General features: G+C 36.8%; 14 protein-coding genes. 12 read left to right on the top strand and 2 right to left on the bottom strand.

Annotated elements, in window-relative coordinates; translation table 11 throughout:
- Nucleotides 1-130 precede the first annotated feature (130 nt).
- Entirely contained in the window at nt 131-1,003 is an 873-nt protein-coding gene (locus tag CEF18_RS16605) for a hypothetical protein (protein ID WP_110937493.1), read from the bottom strand.
- 333 nt (nt 1,004-1,336) lie between these two features.
- Between CEF18_RS16605 and CEF18_RS16600 the strand changes: the two genes are divergently transcribed.
- The 10 genes from CEF18_RS16600 (at nt 1,337) to CEF18_RS16550 (ending at nt 17,397) form a co-directional block, all read left to right on the top strand.
- The gene (locus CEF18_RS16600) at nt 1,337-1,972 is read left to right on the top strand and encodes a YesL family protein (protein WP_110937492.1); all 636 of its coding nucleotides are present in this window, start codon (nt 1,337-1,339) and stop codon (nt 1,970-1,972) included.
- 245 nt (nt 1,973-2,217) lie between these two features.
- Nucleotides 2,218-3,177 carry a LacI family DNA-binding transcriptional regulator gene (locus tag CEF18_RS16595; protein ID WP_110937738.1) on the top strand — a complete coding sequence of 320 codons (960 nt, stop codon included), beginning with the start codon at nt 2,218-2,220 and terminating at the stop codon, nt 3,175-3,177.
- Between the two features lie 525 nt (nt 3,178-3,702).
- Nucleotides 3,703-4,680: an ABC transporter permease gene (locus tag CEF18_RS16590; RefSeq protein ID WP_110937491.1), complete on the top strand. Its 978-nt coding sequence runs from the start codon at nt 3,703-3,705 to the stop codon at nt 4,678-4,680.
- 18 nt (nt 4,681-4,698) lie between these two features.
- Nucleotides 4,699-5,610 (top strand): carbohydrate ABC transporter permease, encoded by a 912-nt coding sequence (locus tag CEF18_RS16585; protein WP_110937490.1) that lies wholly within the window; start codon nt 4,699-4,701, stop codon nt 5,608-5,610.
- A gap of 23 nt (nt 5,611-5,633) precedes the next feature.
- Nucleotides 5,634-7,235, top strand: coding sequence for an extracellular solute-binding protein (locus CEF18_RS16580; RefSeq protein ID WP_110937489.1), 1,602 nt, complete (start codon nt 5,634-5,636; stop codon nt 7,233-7,235).
- A gap of 15 nt (nt 7,236-7,250) precedes the next feature.
- On the top strand, nt 7,251-8,708 hold the full coding sequence (locus CEF18_RS16575) for a glycoside hydrolase family 32 protein (RefSeq protein ID WP_110937488.1): 1,458 nt from the start codon (nt 7,251-7,253) through the stop codon (nt 8,706-8,708).
- Between the two features lie 485 nt (nt 8,709-9,193).
- On the top strand, nt 9,194-10,957 hold the full coding sequence (locus CEF18_RS16570) for a glycoside hydrolase family 32 protein (RefSeq protein ID WP_223292339.1): 1,764 nt from the start codon (nt 9,194-9,196) through the stop codon (nt 10,955-10,957).
- A gap of 21 nt (nt 10,958-10,978) precedes the next feature.
- Nucleotides 10,979-11,881, top strand: coding sequence for an FIMAH domain-containing protein (locus CEF18_RS16565; RefSeq protein ID WP_110937487.1), 903 nt, complete (start codon nt 10,979-10,981; stop codon nt 11,879-11,881).
- 266 nt (nt 11,882-12,147) lie between these two features.
- Nucleotides 12,148-13,104, top strand: a complete 957-nt coding sequence (locus CEF18_RS16560) for a carbohydrate kinase family protein (RefSeq protein WP_110937486.1) — start codon at nt 12,148-12,150, stop codon at nt 13,102-13,104.
- Nucleotides 13,105-13,911: 807 nt separating this feature from the next.
- Nucleotides 13,912-17,397, top strand: coding sequence for a glycoside hydrolase family 3 protein (locus CEF18_RS16550; protein WP_183041057.1), 3,486 nt, complete (start codon nt 13,912-13,914; stop codon nt 17,395-17,397).
- Nucleotides 17,398-18,012: 615 nt separating this feature from the next.
- Here the strand turns inward: CEF18_RS16550 and CEF18_RS16545 are convergent.
- Nucleotides 18,013-20,328: a glycerophosphodiester phosphodiesterase family protein gene (locus CEF18_RS16545; protein WP_110937483.1), complete on the bottom strand. Its 2,316-nt coding sequence runs from the start codon at nt 20,326-20,328 to the stop codon at nt 18,013-18,015.
- Between the two features lie 650 nt (nt 20,329-20,978).
- Between CEF18_RS16545 and CEF18_RS16540 the strand changes: the two genes are divergently transcribed.
- Together CEF18_RS16540 and CEF18_RS16535 are read left to right on the top strand one after the other, a co-directional pair.
- A complete protein-coding gene (locus CEF18_RS16540; protein ID WP_110937482.1) occupies nt 20,979-22,037 on the top strand; it encodes an LLM class flavin-dependent oxidoreductase in 1,059 nt (352 codons plus the stop codon).
- Between the two features lie 11 nt (nt 22,038-22,048).
- The gene (locus CEF18_RS16535; RefSeq protein WP_110937481.1) at nt 22,049-22,615 is read left to right on the top strand and encodes an NADPH-dependent FMN reductase; all 567 of its coding nucleotides are present in this window, start codon (nt 22,049-22,051) and stop codon (nt 22,613-22,615) included.
- Nucleotides 22,616-22,646: the final 31 nt, after the last annotated feature.

Below are 22,646 nucleotides of genomic sequence, written 5' to 3'. Positions count from 1 at the left end.
ATGGTGTGGCTTCTTTACTATCACACGGATGGGGAAGGAGGGCTCTTTGGTAACACCTCCATCTAAATAGGGAATACAACTCGGTAGGATTCGGATTCAGAGATTATCCGTCGAATTTCCGTACTTTAAACTATTCTGTTTCTTCTACCTTTTCTAATACTTTTTTGATAAATGTCAACGCATTTTCATAATTATTCGTCTCTGATCTTATAGAGACTATTTTCTCACTTCCGACAATTTGAACTTCACTAAAAACTTCGCTTCTAGATAGGTCGACTCCATATAATTCTTCCTTTTCTTCTCCCTCTACTTGATGAAACTTCAGTGAATGGTCACCAATTTGTTCTTTCAAATCATCGGATATATCTATTTCTATTGGAAGATGAGTATCTAAATCTAGCAGTAAATCAAAATGGGTTTGATCCGTAATATATATGTCAGGTTCTTCTATCATTAGAGTGAGTGGTCTTTGTTGGACGGATGTAATGTCCATTTCAGATGTTGTTTCGGTAGGAGAGTATTCGAAATTAACCTCCATGTTCTCCCATTCAGGAAATGTTTTTTCAAGAGTGTTTTCTAATACGGTGATATCTTCCGCATAATAGTCGCCAAATAACAAAATCTCTAAATCAGGTGGAGGGATATCGGATTCTCTCGCTTGCTCTATTCTATGATCAATAAAATGAAACATAATAGATCCAAAAACAAAAATGAGAAAGAGTATACCTAATGTATGATATTTATAATGTTCGATGAAATGGCCTATTTTTTCTCTGACTCCTCCTCTTGACTCTATTTGATTATCGGTGAATTGAATGTAGTTTAGAATAAGATTATATGCCTCGGTGATTGTATCCATATTAATCACATCGTTTGAGCTAATTCTAGTCTTACCTTGTTGTGCTTTATCTTTTCTAATCCATATCAGATATTGGGCCTCTAACTTTTCTATTGTTATATCTTCTGATACGTCCATTATCTTGTAGGCTGTTTGTAAATCCATTTAAGTCCACTTCCTTTTTAAAGCATTAAAATTCATTATACAAGCTAGCTTTTATTTTCGCTATCTTGAATTTTAAAAGGGGAATTTGTTTCCTTTCATCTAAGCAATCTTGCCGATTGAGAGAATGTATACGTGCTAGATGGATAATATAAATTTAAAATTCATTTTACTATGCTAAATAATTAGTGTATTCTTTTCCGTAAATGCTTTAATAGTATTTGGGTAAAATAAGAATCTAAATTTCTTCTTCAAAAGCTATTTCTATATTAAGCAATATTTTGGGTGGGAAGCTTTAAAATTGTATATTCTTACAAAATAAATGGAGGTGCACGAATGCTTGATTCATCGCGATGGTATATACGATTAGGCAATTTGGGGTTTAATTTAGTAGTTTTAAACCTTCTATGGATTTCATTTTCATTTTTAGGCCTGTTTGTATTAGGCATCTTTCCAGCTACTGCAGCTTTATTTGCTGTTTTAAGACCATTAATTATGGAAGATGAGGATCAGCCCCTCGTGAAACTATTCTTTAACAAATTTAAATCTGAATTCATTATGTCAAATCTTATGGGTTATCTTTTCCTAAGTATTGGATTAATTATATACATTGATTTTAGAGTACTACAACTATTAGACAATAATATTCTTCAATTAACTTTGGCGAGTATAACTTTTGTTATTGGGCTTGTATATTTATTGATCTTACTATTTATTTTTCCTATCTTCGTTCATTTTGATTTGAAGTTTTGGCAGTATCCGAAACATGCGTTAATTTTGGCCATCGCCCGCCCGTTCCAAACATTGTATATGATTGTTGGGTTAGCTATTGTATTATTTTTGTACGTCAATTTTACAGTATTAATCCTTGTTTTCGGCATGAGCTTAATCGCTTTTGTTATGATGAAAGTAGCATCACTATCATTACCGAGAAAAGACAGTGTACCTTCGATAAGTAACGAGTTAGATTAATAAAGTGTAAAACAATAAGGAATTGAATGTCTCTAACATGGGTTGACCAATCGAAAAATGTCAACCGGTTAACATTTATGAGTAAGAAAACACTTTCAAATACTAGAAATAATCAACGTCTGCCAATCGCGCATTATACCAATTCTTTGAAAATATTATATACTATTTATAAAACGAAAAAATATAATTACTAGAAGAAAATTATTCTACAACCAAAGGAAACAAATACAGGAGGAAACGCAATGATAAAAGTAAAATTAAATGATGTTGCCAAAGCTGCTGGGGTTTCACCTACAACCGTTTCTAGAGTCTTAAATAACCGTGGTTATATTAGTGAAAAAACAAGGAAAAAAGTAAAAGACGCTATGGAAGAATTAAATTATTATCCGAATGAAATTGCTAGATCACTGTTTATTAATAAATCATTTTTAATAGGGCTTATTTTTCCAACTACAAGCAATCCTTTTTATGGGCAGCTTATTTTTCATTTGGAAAATATTTGTGAGTCTTTAGGATACAAAGTTTTGTTGTGTAATAGTCAAGGTCGAGAAGATAAAGAGAAAACGTATCTGGAAATGCTTCAAAGACACCAGGTAGATGGTATTATAGCTGGTGCTCATAATACTGGAATTGAGGAATATAACACACCTAATCTGCCACTTGTAGGGATCGACCGTTATTTATCGAAAAATGTTCCCGTTGTATCAAGTGACAATTATATTGGAGGAAAAATAGCAACACAGTTGTTGATAAATAAAGGATGCCAACAAATCTTGCATATAAATGGGCCAAGTTCTTTAGAAACCCCTGCGAATTTGAGAAGAAAAGCATATGAGGATGTTATGATAGCCAACAATCTAAATCCAATAGCATATGAGATAGGTGAGGATATCATAAAAAAAGTATTCGATGAAAATCCTGGAGTCGATGGTATTTTTGCGAGTGATGATCTCATAGCAGCTAATGTTATAAGAGAAGCTAAGGAAAGGAACATTAACATACCTATAGATTTGAAAGTAATAGGATATGACGGGACAGATACAACCAGAATACTACTGCCAGAGTTAACTACAGTGCAACAGCCGATAAAAGAAATTGCAGAAACTGCGATTAAACTTTTAATGAAACAAATAAATAGTACAGAAAGTGATTTTCAATTAGAAACAATATTGCCTGTTGAATTAATAGAGGGTAAAACAACATAGAAAGCATGGAAGGAGCCCCCAATAATATATAGGGCACTGAAAAAGTCGATTTTTACTTTTTCAGTGCCCTATTGATGCAATGAGCGAAGCTTCCGCAGTTTTTTAAGCCTATTAGGAGCGCTTTCTCCTAATAGGCGCGCGGAAAACGAAGCCATTGCCAGGTAATTTTATACTTTATCAGTGGACTCATAATATAAGGGGGGATTTTTTTATTCTTTTTGTGTTAACCGGTTGACATAAGAAACCGGTTGACATACAATCTGATTAGAAGATTACTTAACAAATAGAATTCAAACAAAGTAGTTTGAGTTTTAAAAACAAAAAGAAAGCGTTAACAAAAAGGTCTATTAGATGCTATATTGAATGTTTCCTTAAGGTGTAGTAATCTACCGTGTAAGTTTAGCCTATTCTATTAAAAGGGGGATATCAGATTTAAACAAAGCTGAGGTTAAACGAAAGGTGGGTGGAGAAAGAAATAGTTTATGAGAGTTTTAAATGACTACTTAAAATCAAGGGGGGATAACCATGCCAAAAGACTTGAGTTCTTCAGGTAACTCATCAGTAAATGTTTTAAATCAGATTCCCAAAAAAAATAAAAAGAAAACAGAACTTTTAAAATATATCAGAAAAAATTGGATTCTATACTTATTCTTATCCCCTGCAGTACTCTCTGTTTTGATATTTAATTATATACCGATGTATGGAGTGGTTATTGCATTTAAGGATTTTAGTCCCGTTAGAGGGATCATGGCAAGCGAATGGGTTGGTTTCAGTCATTTTACAAATTTTATGCAGTCGCCTAATTTTTTACGAATTTTTATGAATACCGTTCAACTAAGTGCGTATGAGCTTCTTATTGGATTTCCTATTCCGATAATATTGGCTCTGATGTTAAACCAGGTGAGAAGATCAGGGATCAAAAAGAATATCCAATTAATTATTTATGCACCACATTTTATCTCAGTAGTAGTCATCGGCGGGATGATATTTATGTTTTTATCACCTGCAGGACCTCTTAATGCGATATTAACTGTATTCTTAGATCGTCCTGTTGCGTTTATGTCTGAGCCAAATTATTTTAGAACCATTTTCGTTGCATCTGGTATATGGCAAGCAGCTGGTTTTGCATCTATTATTTATGTTGCTGCATTATCCAATAGTGATCCACAACTCCATGATGCAGCAATGATTGACGGGGCATCATTATTACAGAGAATCTGGCATATTGACGTTCAAGTGCTTAAACCAGTAATGGCTGTCTTATTTATTCTAGCAGTTGGAGGAATCATGGCAGTTGGTTTCGAAAAAGCATATTTACTTCAAACAGATATGAATTTACCTGCTTCAGAAGTTATTGAGACCTATGTATATAAAAGAGGGTTGCAAGCAGCAGATTGGTCATTTGGTGCAGCAGTTGGATTATTTTTGTCCATTATTAATTTGATGTTACTAATAACAGTAAATCAAGTAGTGAAAAAACTTAAAGGAGAATCCCTTTTCTAGAATGGAGTGGAAAATTAGATGAGTAAAATAGCACACTCAAAAAAAATTCAAACAATAAACAACTCAAAAACAGATCAATTATTACTACTAATAAATAAAATTCTGTTGAGTTTAGTTGTCGTCATTGTTACTGTACCTCTTTTATATGTATTACTTGGCTCTTTTTTACAGCCAAATATTCTGGTATCACATGGGATTTCACTTAATCCTGATCATTGGACAATTGACGGTTATGTAAGAATCTTTCAAGATGGATCAATCATGAGAGGGTTCCTCAATTCTGTGCTGTATGCTGGGGGATTTACTATAGTCTCTATTATATTTTCTATTCTTGCAGGATATGCGCTATCAATTGATGAGCTAGTTGGTAAAAAGGCATTTATGATTTTCTTTCTCTTTACGATGTTTTTTAATGGAGGATTAATTCCCACATATTTACTTATACGAGAGTTAGGATTGATTAACACGCCTTGGGCGATTATATTACCTGGTGCTGTCACAGTTTGGAATATTATTTTAGCAAGAACTTATTTTAAGGCTCTACCAAATGAGTTGAAGGAAGCTGCAAGAATAGATGGTGCGTCTGATTTCATGATCTTCATTAAAATTATATTACCTTTGGCTAAACCAATTATCTTTGTACTCGCGCTATTTGCTTTTATAGGACAGTGGAATGCTTATTTTAACGCAATGATTTATCTTGAAGATCGATCACTGTATCCATTGCAATTAGTTTTACGAGAAATTCTAATCCAAAACGAAGTACAACCAGGAATGATTGCAGATCAACTTGCTAGAGCTGAGATGCAAAGAATTTCTGAGATGATAAAATACTCATCCATTGTAGTCGCCAGTTTACCTTTATTGATCATGTATCCATTCTTCCAAAAGTATTTTGAAAAGGGAGTTATGGTCGGATCATTAAAATAAAAAAGAAAAGTGAGGGGTTAATTATGAACAAGATTATTAAACTAATGTCAGCTTTGTCAGTTGGAAGTTTAATTACAGTAGGTTGTGGTGGAAATGATGACCAAACATGGTCGGAAGATTATGAGTTGTCAGATATTAGCTTCCCGTTAGAAGAAGAAGTATCGTTAAGATTTTTGACAGAAAGTTCTTCATTGGCACCTGAAGATCCTAATGAGAAGGTGATTTATGAAAGATTAGCAGAAGAAACAGGTGTCAATATCGAGTGGAGAAGCTTTGTAGGCGAAGCGTTTGGTGATAAAAGAAATTTAGCGATGTCTAGCGGTGAAATGCCGGATGCAATAAAAAATGCAGGGTATAGTGATTATGAATTATTAGAGTTAGCAAATGATGATGCCATTATTCCACTTAACGATTTAATTGATGATTATATGCCTAATCTGCAAAGTGTACTGGAGAAAGCACCAGAGTACGAAGCGATGATGACTGCTGAAGATGGGAATATTTATGCATTCCCGTGGATAGAAGAGTTAGGTGAAGGTAAAGAAAGTATTCACTCTGTCGATAACTTTCCTTGGATTAATGTAGAGTGGTTAGATGAATTAGGGCTAGATATGCCAACAACTACTGAAGAATTAAAAGAAGTGTTAATTGCATTTAGAGATAATGATCCAGCAGGAGACGGTCAAACAATTCCAATGTCTTTTATCATTAATCATGGTGGAGAAGATCCAAGTTTCCTATTTGGCTCCTTTGGTCTAGGTGATAATTGGGATCATACCGTAGTAACGAATGATGGAGAAGTGAAATTAACTGCAGCGGAGGATGGATATAAAGACGCAATAAGTTTCATGAACGAGTTATATGAAGAAGAATTAATAGATGTTGAAGCATTTGAACAAGATTGGCCTGTGTATGTTTCAAAAGGAGAAGAAGGTCGTTATGGTATGTATTTCACTTGGGATAAAGGAAATATTTCAGGCATGAATGATACTTTTGATCTTATGCCTCCTCTAGAAGGTCCCGATGGTCACAAAAATGTTGCAAGAACAAATGGAATGGGCTTTGATCGTTCGAGAATGGTCATTACAAGTGCAAATGAAAATCTTGAATTAACAGCGAAATGGATCGATCAACTTTATGATCCACATCAGTCCGTTCAAAATAACTGGGGTACGCATGGCGATGAAGAACAACAGAACATTTTTGAATTTGATGAAAGCGAAGATATGTTAAAGCACAAAGATTTAGAAGGCACAGCGCCTGTTGAGTTAAGAGAAAGAACATCAGTTGGTGGTCCATTAGCGATCTTAGATAGTTACTATGGTGAAGTGACAACAAAGCCAGATGACGCTGCTTGGAGATTGGGATTAATGGAAGAAGTGATGGTTCCACACATGCAAGCAGATAATATTTATCCTAATGTATTTCACACCGTTGATGAACTAGATAGACTGTCTTCTATTGAAGCAGATTTGATACCTTATGTAGAAAGAAAAAAGGCTGAATGGATTTCAAATGGAGAAGTGGAAGAAGAGTGGGAAGAGTATTTAGAAGAATTAGAACGTCTAAGTTTATCAGAGTGGTTAGAAATTAAACAAGCAGGGTATGACCGAGCTACAGAATAATGGAGGGCGAGTAAATTGACAATCCAAGATTTACAAAAAAAATACAGACCTAATTTACACTTTGCGCCAAAAGAAAATTGGATGAACGACCCAAACGGAATGGTGTATTTTGAGGGTGAGTATCACTTATTTTTTCAATACAATCCAAATGACAGCGTGTGGGGTCCCATGCATTGGGGCCATGCTGTCAGTAAAGATATGATTTCATGGGAAGAATTAGATATAGCATTATATCCAGATGAAAATGGTACGATTTTCTCTGGTAGCGCAGTGGTGGATTGGGAGAATACCACAGGATTCTTCCCAGATAAGCCGGGTATCGTAGCAATATTTACTCATCATTTAGATGGAGAGGAAGATCAACCGCCAATTCAAAGTCAAAGTTTGGCGTTCAGTCATGATAAAGGAAGGACTTGGAAAAAATATGAGGGAAATCCTGTCCTTTCTCATGAAACAAAGATAGATTTCAGAGATCCTAAGGTTTTTTGGAATACGGAAACCAATAAATGGGTGATGGTACTAGCTACAGGTCAATCGATTTCCTTTTATACTTCGACAAATCTAATAGATTGGGAGTTTGAAAGCGAATTTGGAGAAGATTATGGTTCTCATGAAGGCGTGTGGGAATGTCCTGATTTATTTAAATTAAGTGTAGAAGACAGCAAGGAAGAAAAGTGGGTTTTACTCGTCAGTATTGGAGATAACCCTCAATTTGATAATGGATCACGTACACAGTATTTTATTGGGGAATTTGATGGTTCAACGTTTACTCCAGATCACTCCTCTGTTAAATGGTTGGACTTTGGAAAAGACAATTATGCAGGAGTCAGCTTTTCTGATATTCCTAAAGAAGACGGAAGACGTATTTACCTTGGATGGATGAGTAACTGGCGATATGCGAATGAAGTTCCAACTGGTGATTGGAGAAGTCAAATGACCATACCAAGGGAACTTTCACTAAGAAAAAATGGAGGGGCTTATCACATTATTCAAAAACCAGTAATAGAATTGGATTCTTACTTTTCTCAAAAAGATGAAATTCACGATGTTATCATTAGTGGGAAAGAAACTAAAAAGTATAAAATGAATGAATCATATGTCGATATGGTCTTAAAAATTGAAAGGTTGAATGCAACACAATTTGGTCTCATCCTTCATCATACCGAAGATAAGGCCACAACGATTACATTTGATTCAACAGAGAGGGCATTAAGATTAGATCGACAAAATTCCGGCGAGATTGACTTTTCGGATAATTTTCCACACGAACAAAAGCTAACATTGGAGAACGCAAATGACATTCAACTACGAATGGTTGTAGATTCTTCATCTGTGGAACTGTTTGTGAATGAAGGGAAGTATGCGTTAACAAGCTTAATTTATCCGAAAAAAGCGTGCGAAAGCGTATCAATTTTCACTTCAGATGGTGATATCAAAATTATAAAAGGTTCTTTATTAACACCAATTAAATAATAAATAGACTCTCATATTAAATCAAAGTTATTGAATGATTGTAAGAAATAAACTGGCATTTGATCTATTCGTTCACGTTGGGTTTATTTGTCAAGCAATTTTTATGACAGATAAACCCAGTTGTTGATCAGTTTTTAAGGATTTATATAGTTCTTTTATATATATGTAAATATTAGTTTGAAGGTTATATCAAGATCTTGTGTTTGGATGGACAACATGATTACGAGTTTTGGATGTAGCGCATTTTTATAGAGTGATGTTGGTCATATGTCATGCTAGTCAACTTTTCCTCTTCTTCTTTTGTATTGTTTTAGTTTGGACATCCGTTTCTTACTTGCCTCGTCAGTGATCCAAACCGGATCAATAAAAGATGAGAAGGTACCGATTTAAGTTTACTCATTCCTAGTCAACAATGCTCAAAACTACTAGAGTAAATACTCAATATATACACGATTAAAATGTGTGAAATAAAGGGAGGCTATCAAATGTTTTTGATCAAGAAAAGACATGTAGCAATTCTAGTAGTAGCATTAATGTTCATTACAATTAAAGGGATTATTAGTGTAACAAATGCAAATGCAGATGAGGGAGTTCTACCTATGAACGGATCCGAAGTGGAAATACCTAATGCTACAGATGAGTATTACACGGAAATGTACCGACCACAATACCACTTTTCCACACCGGAGGGGCGACTTGCCGATCCTAACGGACTTGTTTATTTCGAAGGTGAGTATCATTTGTTCCATCAGAAAATGGGAACATGGGCACATGCTGTTAGTGAGGATCTGCTGCATTGGGAGCACTTGCCAATTGCATTAGAGCATGATGAACTCGGGCAGGCATTAACCGGAAGTGCAGTGATTGATTGGAACGATACATCAGGTTTTTTTGATGGGGAAGCAGGGATGGTAGCCATTTATACAAGTACACATGGGGGGGAGGCACAGGGGATTGCTTATAGTAAAGATAATGGTCGAACCTGGGAGCGGTATGAAGGAAACCCAGTCATTGAAAATCCTGGCATAAAAGATTTTCGTGATCCCAAAGTATTTTGGCATGATGAAACGGAAAAATGGGTGATGGCTGTTTCGACCGATAAAAGTGTCACTTTTTATAATTCGCCTAACTTGATTGATTGGGAATACCAGAGCCAATTTGGTAATGGACACGGTACACATGTTGCTGTATGGGAATGTCCTGATTTATTTCGCTTACCTGTAGATGGTGATGAAGATAACCAAAAATGGGTACTTCATGTCAGTGTAGGTGATAATGATGTAACAGGTGGTTCTACTGCTCAATATTTTATTGGTGAATTTGATGGCTCTGAATTTACCAATGCTAACTCCGAAGATGAGGTATTAATTACAGACTTCGGTCAAGATTTTTACGCCGCTCAATCATTTAACGAACTTGCAGAATCAGGAGATGGACGTCGTATTTGGCTGGCGTGGATGGCAAATTGGCGCTACCCTTATCAGTCACCAACCTACCCATGGATGGGATCTATGTCAATCCCGCGAGAATTATCATTAAGAACAATAGAAGATGGCAGCATTCGTTTATTTCAGGAGCCAATTAGCGAAATTGAGAGCATTCGTGCAACCGAGCATTTTATTGATCCTTTCACATTGGAAGGTGTTCACGAAATCACTGATTTTTCTGGTATGTCCTATGAATTTGAAGCAATTATAGAATGGGATAAAGTGGAAGAATTTGGAATTAGACTCCGCCAATCAGAAGAGGAAGAAACGGTCGTTGGTGTCGATCTAAATTCGCAAACTGTATTTCTTGATCGGACGGATGCAGGTCTAGATACGTTGATTGATCGAAATGGGGATTCATTCCATTTTGGAAAACGTTTTGAAACTGAATATCCTACAGAGAGAGAACACATTAAAATCCGTGGCCTTGTGGATGAGTCCTCAGTTGAAATCTTTATTAATGAAGGGGAATTCGCATTTTCCAATCTGATTTACACAAAACCGACAAATAGTGGAATCGAACTATTTTCGAAGGGTGGAAGCGTTGATGTTGTCTCTCTCGATTTCTTCCATTTACATTCAACATGGCGTGAAGCTCCGTCGGAAGGTGAAATAGAACGTATTGTTGTCAGTGAAGAAAATGTAGATGTCGAGGTTGGTGAGTCCGTCGAGCTTGTTGCCCATGCTAAGCCAGATTGGTTAACAGAGCAAGAAGTGTTTGATTGGGAAGTAGCCGAACCTGAGTTTGCAGAAATTAATTAAATCGATGAGAATACCGTAACATTGACCGGAGTTGAACCGGGAGTGACACGTGTCATCGTTCGTGATCGGAATGGCACTTCGAAAGAGTTAGCTGTTAGAGTGTTAGATGACAAAAATTCAGATTATATACATGGCTGGGGACCTTCTCTTGCAGGTGCATATTCCGGTAACTGGCGTACTATTAATGAATCAAGCGTGACAAGTCGAGTTGAATACAGCCCTGAATGGAAAGAGATTTATAGAGAAGGTGTTGTTAAAGGTGATTTCAGTGTAGCTGCTGATATTGAATGGGTTAATCAGGGGAATGAGGGTTTTCCTAAATACGGAATTACTATGACGGATGAAATAGGTACAACCGTTTCCGCATTCTTCAACAAAGATATTGATCAGTTAGAAACCTTTGCGAAAGAAGGAAATAATGATCTAGGTTGGGAAGGAGTTCAATTACCAACAGGAACAAACCTTCGAGAACCCCAAACATTAAAAGTTGAGAAATATGAGGATACCTTTACCTTTTCTTTTAATGATCAGGAAATGTATGAAAGAACAGTAGAGATGACTGGTGACATTAGTGTGGGAGTTATCAATGAGAATACAGAAGCTAAGTTCATAAATTACACGATATACAATGGATCAGTTTCAGAAAATCCTGTCACCATTGAATCGCTCCGATCTCTAATTCACTATTATAATGAATCGGATGAATTACGTTCCCCATTGCTGAACCAGTTAAAAAACCGGTTGAATCGGGTAGAAATTCATTTCGAAAATGATCGAATGACACAAGCCATTAGACATATGGAAGACTTCTTGAAACATCAAAACAAGAGTCCAATGCAAGGATATATATCCGAGTCTGCCAAAGAAGACTTAGAGGCTAAGGTCAAAGAATTATTAAAAATGTGGTCAGGAGATCAGGAGTAATAGCTAATTTATCCCCAATCTATGTGAGTGGGAAAAATGAAAAGAAAATACATTTTACTTCAGGCGGTACTATCAAAATTACAAATAGCTATTTATTATCTCCTATTAAATAAAATCATAGGAATTATTAAATAGAATAAAATTAAATAGAGAGGAAACTTGTAAATGTTATTTTATTTGAAACTAACTAAAGTAACGACTCGTTTCCTCTTTTTAATTACATTGACTAAAAATAATACATAAATATCAGGAAAGGTGATTAGGGTATGAAATCAAACTCATTAGTCATTTGTATGGGAGAGCTGATCATTGATTTTTTCTGTACAGATGTTGGAATCGACTTAACAAAAGGTAAGAACTTTGAGAAGCAGGCGGGTGGAGCACCTGCTAATGTGTGTGCAACCGTTGTGAAACTAGGTGGAACGTCCATGTTTAGTGGCAAAGTGGGAAAGGATCCTTTCGGTTATTTTTTAAAAAATAAATTAGATGAAATAAACGTTGATACCTCAATGCTCGTCCTAGATGAGCAGCATCCAACAACATTAGCATTTGTATCTTTAATGGAAAATGGAGAAAGAGATTTTGTTTTTAATCGAGGGGCTGATGCTCATTTATCGGAAAATGAGTTGGATAAAGACAAGCTGAAAATGGCTAGTATTTTGCATTTTGGCTCAGCGACAGCTCTCTTAGAGGGGGCATTTCAATCGACTTACTTAAATACTATTAAATCGGCTAATAGAGATGGACAGTTTATTTCGTTTGATCCCAATTATAGGGGAGATCTTTGGAAAGGAAGAGAATCTACCTTTGTCGACCTGTGTAAAGAGGGAGTTGCCTTAGCTGATTTCGTTAAAGTTAGTGACGAGGAACTAAGAATGATTTCTGGTATGGACGATACAGACGGTGGAGTTCAAGTTCTTCATCAATTAGGAGCAAAAATCGTTGCTGTAACATTAGGTAAGAACGGAACGTTGATTTCTAATGGAAAGCACCAAGAAACTATCACTAGTATTGAAGTAAGTTCAGTAGACTCCACTGGTGCAGGGGATGCATTTGTTGGAGCAATGCTTTTTCAGTTGTCAAAGGAAGAAGAACCTAAGAAAGTTTTAGAAGACTTCGAACAATTAAAGAAAATAACCATGATTAGTAATAAGGTAGGAGCCTTAGTATGCACGAAAATAGGGGCTATTTCTGCAATACCTTCTATGGAGGAAGTTGTATGAAAGAAGTACAAAAAGATTTAGTTTCAAAGTGGTGATCTCATTAAAACAAAGGGAATAGTAGATTTGAAGAAATAAATAAAGTGAACGATTTAATCCATTGAAAGGACATGACGGCAGCGCTTATCCCCTGAAAAAAATGCTGTTTAGCACGAAGGTTCATGGTCAGGATGCGCTCATTATTGAAAAAGGTTACATGTTTTATTTATTAAAGCCGGAAATCATAAATATCTTCCTAGCCAAATGGTATCTTTGGATAGAAGCACGTATTCAAAGGATGGAGATATACAATTAAAACAATGGGTTAAAGATAATCACCCCATCATCTTACAACCAGAGGAACACTCCATTACTATTCTCCGTTAGATAAATGCTTCGTTAATTCTTGAAGTATAATACAATTTTTTATAATTGTTTTTGTCACAACATACCATTTCCAGTGTATATAAATTACTTATAAAAGAGGTTGTGTTCTTTTAAAGAATGCAACCTCTTTGCAGTTTTTAAGTCAAATGTTAAAACTGAAATAATTAAAATTTAACATAATTTCAGAATAGTTAAATAATTAACCCTAAATAGTTAAAATCACAAGTTGTTAATAATCTCTGAAAATATTAACATTGGTTTAATGTATGGAGAACAGCTTTACTCCATATGAAAACTGGAAAAGGAGGGGATGTAAGTTAGTTTTAAATATTCAATTGAAGAGGTCGATCTTCTCAGAATTTATTACATACATATAAAACGGCCTCGAAGGTAGTTTAGAACTCTTTATTGTAAGCGTTATCAAAATAGGAAAGGGAGATGAGAATGCGACGTTTTAAGAAATTTACGAAAACATTTATTTTTACCTCACTCGTAATAACGTTAATCGGTACAGAATTCGCACCAATTGTCAATGGAGCGGATAGTAAGAAAGAGGATATTGTATTTAAAAAACAGGTCGACGGTGTGTTTGACGGAATGCCATTATTCAATGGCAATCCAGACCATTTAGATGAATTCGTGGATACTTATTTTGAATACACCGGTCTAGAAGGCCCTGCTGTTTATGCATCGGGTTCACGAAATCACTATGTATTAAAACAAGGAGAAAATGCAGGCAAGACGATTCCAGGTGCGCTATCCGCAGCGGATAACGTACAAGGCGTTTCCACAGACTTTCCTTCTTTAGTTGGTATGGGACAGTCATGGAACAAGGATCTATTATCGGACATTGGTAAGGTAATCGGTAATGAAAAGATAAGTACGCTAAAAGTGAAACAAGGAGATTCTAACTTACATCCAACAGGTTGGGGGGCAGATTCTAAAGATTTTTCTCAAACAGTTGCCTTTTCTGTGGTAAGTGACTTGCGGACAAACCCTTTAAGTGGTCGTTTTGACGAAGGCTTCTCTGAGGATGCTTACATGGCAGGAGAAATGATAGACACGATGGCTGCCGGTCTTGGAGGAACGGACCAACCTGAAAGTGACGATGGTTTTTGGATGCGTGCAGCTGTAGGAACGAAACACTATTCAGTCTATAATTCACAGTGGTTCCGTCAAACAGCAAATAATAGCGCTGGACCGCGTTCTATATTTGAATATCAAACACGTAGTCCTCTAAAGGGTATGAATTCTGGGGCGTTGTCAGGTGTAATGACTTCATTTGGTCGTACAAATGGTGTACCTAACATTTTGTCTCCGTATCAAATCCATTTGAATAATAATGCCAAATATGGTGCTTATAGTTCACCAGATTTTGGTGGGGATGCTCATGTGTTTGGAAACTCATTTGGTAATGGTTATGATACAAAATATGCAGTTGATCGAACACACGCTAATGTATTAATGATACTTGCAGATGCACAAGCAGGACGTCCAAGTGTTAACACAGAAGCTCAAGCAGATGATGTGCTTAATTTAGTCAATGCTGTGGAAAATGGCTTATATGGAATTACGGAGGAAGATTTAATTGAGGCGGCTCGTTCACATATTAATCAATTGGTACGAGTAGGTGTCTTTAATGAAGTGGATGAGGATGGGATTCCTAAGTTTTACCCATTTGCTGATGATGCTATGGATGTAGCTGATACAGTCTCTGACTATAATGATGCTGACCACCAAGACATTGCATTGAGAGCAGCTAAAGAAAGTATTGTACTTTTAAAGAATGATGGAGCATTGCCATTAGATAAAGATGAAAGTGCTGCAGTTTCAGGAATATATGCAGATGCTAGATTTAAGACAACGTATTCTGTAAATACCACACCAGATATTGATAATGCTGGTAGTTCACCACTATTATCTATCATGAAAGAAATTGGCAGTAACAAAGTATCTTACGAGACTGGAGCGCCAATTCTAGGTCTTACATCTGAACTAAATGATGGAACGGTCTCTGCAGATCCGAATGCTGCAGAAGAAGGTGCAAACCTTATAACTACGGATGCTACTCTAAATCCTGAAAATGATGGCCATTTATTCGAACTATATGATTGGGGGCAAGAGGGAGCTAGTTTAAAGTCTATGGTAAATGGGCGTTGGGTAACTTCACCAGGAGAAAATGGAGATCCTGTAGGTAATACGGATGACACGCTTCTCAATCTTACTAATAATGATTGGCAACTAGAGACAATGGATGGGGACACCAGTACGATTCCACCTAGACTACGAATTGAGCAAAATGATGATGAGACTGTTTCTATCATCTCAGATGGATACCAAACAGGCTTTGGTGGAAATTTTGCTAATTGGTATTACGAAAATGGACGGTTTATCACAACTACGGAGGATGGAAGTTTAGTTCCTGATAAACCTTTGGAAAATGCGGCCACTGCTACTAATCGTGGAGACGATGTGAAGTTCAATACACACGTTGTTCAGGATGTTGGAGAAGCAGCAGCAGCTCGCGCGACAGAAGATGATTACGCAGTTGTCTTTGTTGGTGCGATTCCTCGTCATAGTGCAGGAGAAGGAAATGATCGCTCAAGCCTTGAAATGGGTGAGGTCGATTATGAATTAGTTGATAAAGTATCTGCAGCTTTTGCCGCTAAAGGCAAAAAGACAGTTGTAGTAGTTAAATCAAGCTTCCCAGTGGGTATGGATGAAATTCAAAACAACGAAAATGTTTCCGCAATTGTGTACCAGCCATATGCAGGTCAATATGAATCATATGCATTGGCAGAAGTTTTATATGGTGATGATGCACCAACTGGTAGACTAAGCTCTACATGGTACGCGGACATGTCTGCTTTACCTTCGATCAGTGAGTATTCTATCCCAGAAGGAAATACACAAACGTTGGCTGATATAGATCCTCGATTTACTGTGGATATGACCAACGCTGATCCAATTGAATCAGAGTTGACTTATATGTACACTGATGCACCAGTAACGTATGATTTTGGGTATGGACTATCATACAGTGACTTTGAATATAGTGATTTTACGGTTGCTTCCAATGTAAATAAAAACAAGCCATTTGATGTATCGGTTAACGTGAAAAATACAGGCACAGTAGATACAACTGAAGTAGTCCAGTTGTATGTAAAGAACAATGATTCTGCTTACGGTGAATATGCAGCTGAAAAGCAATTGGTTTCGTTTGAAAAAGTTCAAATTGCTGCAGGTGAAACAAAAACTGTGACGTTAAAGGTTGATCCGGAAGACTTTGCCGTATGGGATGTTAACCTAGGCGATTTCATTGTGGAAAAAGGTCAATATACGTTAATGGTAGGAACATCATCTGAAAACATTAAAGATGATCAAGTAGTTAAAGTTAATGGCAAAAAAATAGCAACTCTACAAGATAAAACGTTTAATGTATTCGACCATAGTTTTGCTTCTAATGAAGTAATCTATCACGAAGTTTCAAAGGATAGAACGGCATCAAGTCTAAAAGAAGAGAAGGTTGTAGGTGGTTACCATGCGGTTAGATCTAAGCAAGCTGGATCGTGGGTGGCTATACCAAATGTCAATCTTTCAAAAGTAAAGCAAGTAACTGCGAATGTAGCTACGAATGTAAAGGGTGGTCAAATCTCATTGCACGCTGGCTCGCCTGATAGTGAAGCTATTGCGGTGATTGATGTACCAGTTACAGGCCCAGTCACATATACCGCCAAAAACACGGAGGTTGAGGTTAATGAATTGGGTTATGAAGAAGTAAGTGGTGAGTTAATAAGAAAGATATCAGGGGTACACGATCTTTACGTTGTATTTAATGAGGCTGATTTAAGAATTGACAGTTTGTCCTGGACTGATGCAAGCGAAAAGAAAGATAAAGAAGGGAAAGGTAAAAAACCCGGAAACAAGTAAGGAACACAGAGAAGAGAAATATCTAAAGTAGTTTGTTATTTCATAAGAAAGAATTTGGGCTCAGGTCACAAATGGACAATGTCTGTTTGTGGTTCCTGGTCCTTTTCTGTCTCATGGAGACAGAAAAGGACCATTGTCCCGGTGAAATCTTTTTGGTGGGGCAATAAACCAATCCTTCTGTCCTTTTATATAGTATTTTTTTATAATCACTCGTATCATTTCAAAGGTTTGTTTGAATTTTTTATAAAGTAAAACGTCACGCTAGAGTATTTAACTTCTTCTACAATCACTGGAACTGGTAAATTAGAGTTTGCTAAGATATTTGTAAAGTCTTGTGCCAGGTACATACAAAATTTGAGGTTCTGTCGAAATAAAAAGTTACTGCTGAAAGGCACAGGTATAACATTATTTTTATAGATCCAATACATATAGCGGTTCACGAGCTGTTAACGAGAAACAAAGCCTTTGGAATGGTAGGTAAGGGAAAATAATAATTTTAGTAAAGGTCGATTATTTTGAACTATATTGCTGCTGATGAACTATAATAAAAATCCCTTCTCAGTAGTTGAGAAGGGATTCCATGAAACTACTTTTTCACCTTACCTATGAGGAGAATTAATTCGATACATTGACTTCAATCGGCTCAGAAACCAAATTCCATTCCTGTCCCAACATTGTGAATGTGTGCTTAATAAACACCTGTGCCTTACCAGGTGATAATGCCTCAATGTTATTCCCTTCCGTCCGAACTACACCATTGTTGTTTGTTACATACAATTCGGTTTCAATATTTACTCTTTCTTCAGTTCTGTAGCTTAAGAAACCTTTTGCTTGGATAGAACGAGACTTTCCAACTTTTAGATTCACTTTTTTAATCGGCGATTCAAGATTAATTGGAGAATGTGTTAACCATTGTGTGTAGTCGGTTATTGGTCCAATTAAACCTGCTCTTAATTTATCAGCAAATGGTGCTTCTCCTCGGAATGTCCAGTGCAGACTTAACATACCTCTTTGCCTCATATAAGTAATAAACTCGCTATAAAGGCTGCCATAACTTGCGTTAAGGGTTACATTCGAGATCGTTCCGTAATCGACCAACTCTTTTGCATTATTTAACTTATCTTGATAAGATCCAGGGACTGCTGCCGAGAACAAATATCCTGTTGCTAATTTGGGCTGTATCTGGTTAAATTTTTTCATGCTTTCTAAATTAAAGTTTTGAATGACAACCTTATCCATCATACCTTCTTCTTGGATTTCTTCATTGACTTGTTCCTCGAGACCACTCCCCTTTAACTCGACCAAAAGGACAACATCTTTTCCTTTGAACTCTTGAAGAAACTCTTTAAATGTCGGTACATGTTCACCAGAAAATTCCTTACTGAATGTGATTCCTGCATCGAGTTCTTGAATTTCATCAAGCGTCAACTCGGTAACAGCGCCTGTCCCATCTGTAGTTCGGTCGACAGTACTATCGTGAATAGTGACGAGGTGACCGTCTTTTGTTCTATGGATATCTGTCTCGATCATATCTGCTTCTAGATCATATGCTAATCGATAACTACTCATTGTGTTTTCAGGAGCTAGGGAAGGAACCCCACGGTGTGCGGCGACAATCGGGCGTTGTACAATTGTATTTTCAGGGAATTGGCTAAAAGCTTCTACGGTATACTCGGGGTGGTTCGTTACAATACCATCGACACCAGTATGAATAAGTTCATGAGTCGAATCTAATGAATCGGCTCCTACTCCCCATACTGCAACCATTCGATTATGTAAATAATGAACGATCTCCTGAGTCAGCAATTTTTGTGGAATCAGCACAAGTTTACTTTTACTTGAGTGAACTTCAGAAGGTAAATTTCTCAAATCATTAGTATTTAAAGAATTTCCGTCATAAACAAGTCCGCTTCGGATTTTCGGGTTGATCTCTTTAATGGAATTAACTATATCCGGGTTACTGGAAACAACATGGATATCCGTTGTTTGGGTTTCTTTCAAACTTTGTACGATCTGTTCTTGCAGACCTTCCTGTTCAACATGTAGAACAGGAATCTTTTTATTCTTAATACGTTTTAATTGCTCGTTTAAAGGCTGATCGTTTGCCTCAAGCTGTCCTTCTTGATTTCTTTTAACCAGCAATAACGATGATGCACTTTTACTACTATCACCCGAATATTCCGGACCAGCAATGATTGTAGGTGGATTGATCATATTGGTCTCGGCTTCATCAGGAAGAAAGGCATCGGATTCTTCGATAGGAGGCAGTTCTTCATCATGTGTAGTAACTTTGACGTTATCAAATAGAACTTTCGATCCGCTTACCTGGAATCCTATATCACCATCCAACCATTCTGTAGCTCCAGCACTATCAATAACCAACTCGTTATCGACAAATTGCTGTACTCGATCACGACTTACGACTATTTTAAGGTGATAGCTCTTATTATAATGAAAATTTTCATGGTATGAGTTTGTCTGAAAAACATCCCATCGATTTTCTATTCTTTTTGCGAACTCTAAACCATTCAATGCACTTGCCCCTTTTCTTGCAGCAAATTGATAATAATTATTCTCATCTTGGATACGATACATCAGCGATGCCCAGCGTGAATCAGCTACGGAAGATTCGAAGGTCATGTCAGCTTCAAATGTATAGTTCCCATATTCAGAGTCGATAGGTACGACTATGCGAGACGGTCTGGAAGCAGAGGACGAACTCAATACTAGTTTACCATCTTGTACTTTTCCATTACCCTCAATTAATATCCAATTATCTGGAATTTCCCCGTTAGCGATCTCATTGAATGATTCATTAATCAATTCCACATCTTCTTGATCAGCTTGAATTTGCGAACTAAAGGCAAACAAACTTAGAGCTAGAGTGAATGAAATCGCAACATTATTAATTGCTTTAATTTTACTTTTCATACATATTCCTCCTAAAGTTTAAAATCAACAAACTATTATTTGTTTTCGACACCGACCTCCTTAAAACTATCTTATATATTGGTACTCTATCATTTCCGAAGATAATAGAGGCAAAATGATCTGTAAATTAACCAAACATATAAGATATGTTAATAAAATTAACAAATGGCCTGAGGAAACGATTGGACGATCGTCTTTCAAGTTCTAATTTGATTTATCACTGAAGATAGTATTTTCGAATTGATATTAAGCTCGCATAGAATGCGATGAACTGTCATTAAATTGATTCCGATCTAAAAACAAAATCTTAAGATAATAAGGTTATTAGGAGACTGCATGGAATAAAGATCATTTAGCTATGGAACATCCGACTCTCTAAAACTCATCTATCCATCGATGGACAGTCTTTAAGTTACTCGCTGAGAGTAATTCTATAAAGCAAGGTATGTTGGGACCTTTGGTTTAACCTTGCTTTCTGGGTTCGATGAATCAAATAGTATACAATAGTTGTTATGACAACTAAAATTTTGTACCCTAGAGTTAAGAAAAAAGATATTGAATTGAGAAGAAAACCTTATATAAGAAAATAGAGATAATTCAGTTCGAATAAAAATGGCATGAATAACTATGAAAAGAAAGGTGGATAAAAAATGAAGAAATATCGCATTGATGAAAGTAAAGGACTTGAATTTGGTATCTATACACTTGGAGATCATTTACCAAATCCTGCAACCGGGGAAAGGATTTCTGCACAGGAACGGATACATGAAATCATCGATTACGCAAAACTGGCTGAGCAGGCAGGCGTTGATTTTTTTAGTGTAGGAGAGAGTCATCAAGAATATTTTGCAACGCAGGCGCACGCTGTTGTTCTTTCAGCGATTGCTCAGGCGACAGAAAAAATAAAGATTGCCAGCTCTTCGACGATTATCAGTACTTCCGATCCTGTAAGGGTGTATGAAAATTTTGCAACGGTTGATTTGATCTCAAAAGGTCGAGCAGAGATCGTTGCCGGTCGTGCCTCCAGAGTAGGTCTCTTTGATTTATTAGGGTATGACATTCGTAATTACGAAGAGTTATATGAGGAAAAGTTTGATTTATTAAGGCAGATAAATGAAGAAGAAGTTGTGAATTGGAGCGGTGAATTCCGCGCTCCGCTAAAGGACGCTAGGGTGCTTCCACGACCGGTAAACGGGTCTATGCCAATTTGGCGTGCGGTTGGCGGAACTCCTGCTAGTGCGATGAAAGCTGGGTACGCGGGTGTTCCAATGTTCATGGCCCATTTAGGTGGCACGGCTTCTGTTTTCAAGCGGACGGTAGATGCTTATCGGGAAGCGGCAACAGCAGGCGGGCATGACCCATCAGAGCTGCCAATAGCAACAGCTGGTTTCTTCTATGCTGCGGAAACCTCGCAGCAGGCGCTACAAGAATTGTACCCCCATATTAATGAAGGAATGAAGCGAACAAACGGACAAGGTTTTCCAAAGCAACATTTCGCTCAGGGTGTCGATCCACATAACATTATGAATATCGGCAGTCCGCAGGAGATCATTGAGAAAATTCTATATCAGCACGAAATGTTTGGTCACCAACGTTACATTGCGCAGATTGACTTTGGTGGAATGCCGATGGATAACATTAAGAAAAACCTGGATTTAATTGGCACAGAAATTTTACCGGCAATTAAAAAGTATACGGCTAAAAAGTAGGAGGTGTTACTATGAAAATCGTTGGTTTATCAGGATCTATCGTCGGTTCTAAAACGAGAATCGCTATGAATTCTGCGAAAAAGGCTCTGACAGAGAAGTATCCCGACTTGGAAATGACACTGATTGATTTAGCTGATTATGACGTGAAGTTTAGTGATGGTCGTAATTTTTTGGACTATGAAGGTGACACAGGATTTGTTACCAAAACGATCATGGAGGCAGATGCAATCATTATTGGAACACCCATTTTTCAAGCCTCAATACCGGCTGCTTTAAAAAACATATTTGATTTACTTCCCGTCAATGCCTTTCAGGACAAGGTCGTGAGTATGCTCGTGACGGCTGGTTCGCCGAAGCACTATTTAGTGGCGGATCTCCAACTCAAACCTATTTTGTCTTATATGAAAGCACAGATTGTACAAACATACGTATTCATAGAGGAACGGGACTTTCATCAAAAAGAAATTGTGAATGACGATGTTTTACACCGACTTGACCGGCTTGTAGAAGACACGGTAGTGTTAACCGAAACGTTTAAAAAAGTTCGGGAAGATAAAGAGGCAGAGTACGATTTTTGATCGTTTGTTGTTGAAATTAGATTTGATTGAA

The sequence above is a fragment of the Salipaludibacillus neizhouensis genome, assembly GCF_002886185.1.
Classification (GTDB): Bacteria; Bacillota; Bacilli; order Bacillales; family Salisediminibacteriaceae; genus Salipaludibacillus; species Salipaludibacillus neizhouensis.
This window is presented reverse-complemented; position numbering and strand designations above follow the sequence as displayed.

Bases quoted from the DNA above. Each gene is read 5' to 3' on its own strand.
- CEF18_RS16605 (WP_110937493.1), bottom strand. From the start codon at position 1,003: ATGGATTTACAAACAGCCTACAAGATAATGGACGTATCAGAAGATATA.
- CEF18_RS16600 (WP_110937492.1), top strand. From the start codon at position 1,337: ATGCTTGATTCATCGCGATGGTATATACGATTAGGCAATTTGGGGTTT.
- CEF18_RS16590 (WP_110937491.1), top strand. From the start codon at position 3,703: ATGCCAAAAGACTTGAGTTCTTCAGGTAACTCATCAGTAAATGTTTTA.
- CEF18_RS16585 (WP_110937490.1), top strand. From the start codon at position 4,699: ATGAGTAAAATAGCACACTCAAAAAAAATTCAAACAATAAACAACTCA.
- CEF18_RS16580 (WP_110937489.1), top strand. From the start codon at position 5,634: ATGAACAAGATTATTAAACTAATGTCAGCTTTGTCAGTTGGAAGTTTA.
- CEF18_RS16570 (WP_223292339.1), top strand. From the start codon at position 9,194: ATGTTTTTGATCAAGAAAAGACATGTAGCAATTCTAGTAGTAGCATTA.
- CEF18_RS16560 (WP_110937486.1), top strand. From the start codon at position 12,148: ATGAAATCAAACTCATTAGTCATTTGTATGGGAGAGCTGATCATTGAT.
- CEF18_RS16550 (WP_183041057.1), top strand. From the start codon at position 13,912: ATGCGACGTTTTAAGAAATTTACGAAAACATTTATTTTTACCTCACTC.
- CEF18_RS16545 (WP_110937483.1), bottom strand. From the start codon at position 20,328: ATGAAAAGTAAAATTAAAGCAATTAATAATGTTGCGATTTCATTCACT.
- CEF18_RS16540 (WP_110937482.1), top strand. From the start codon at position 20,979: ATGAAGAAATATCGCATTGATGAAAGTAAAGGACTTGAATTTGGTATC.
- CEF18_RS16535 (WP_110937481.1), top strand. From the start codon at position 22,049: ATGAAAATCGTTGGTTTATCAGGATCTATCGTCGGTTCTAAAACGAGA.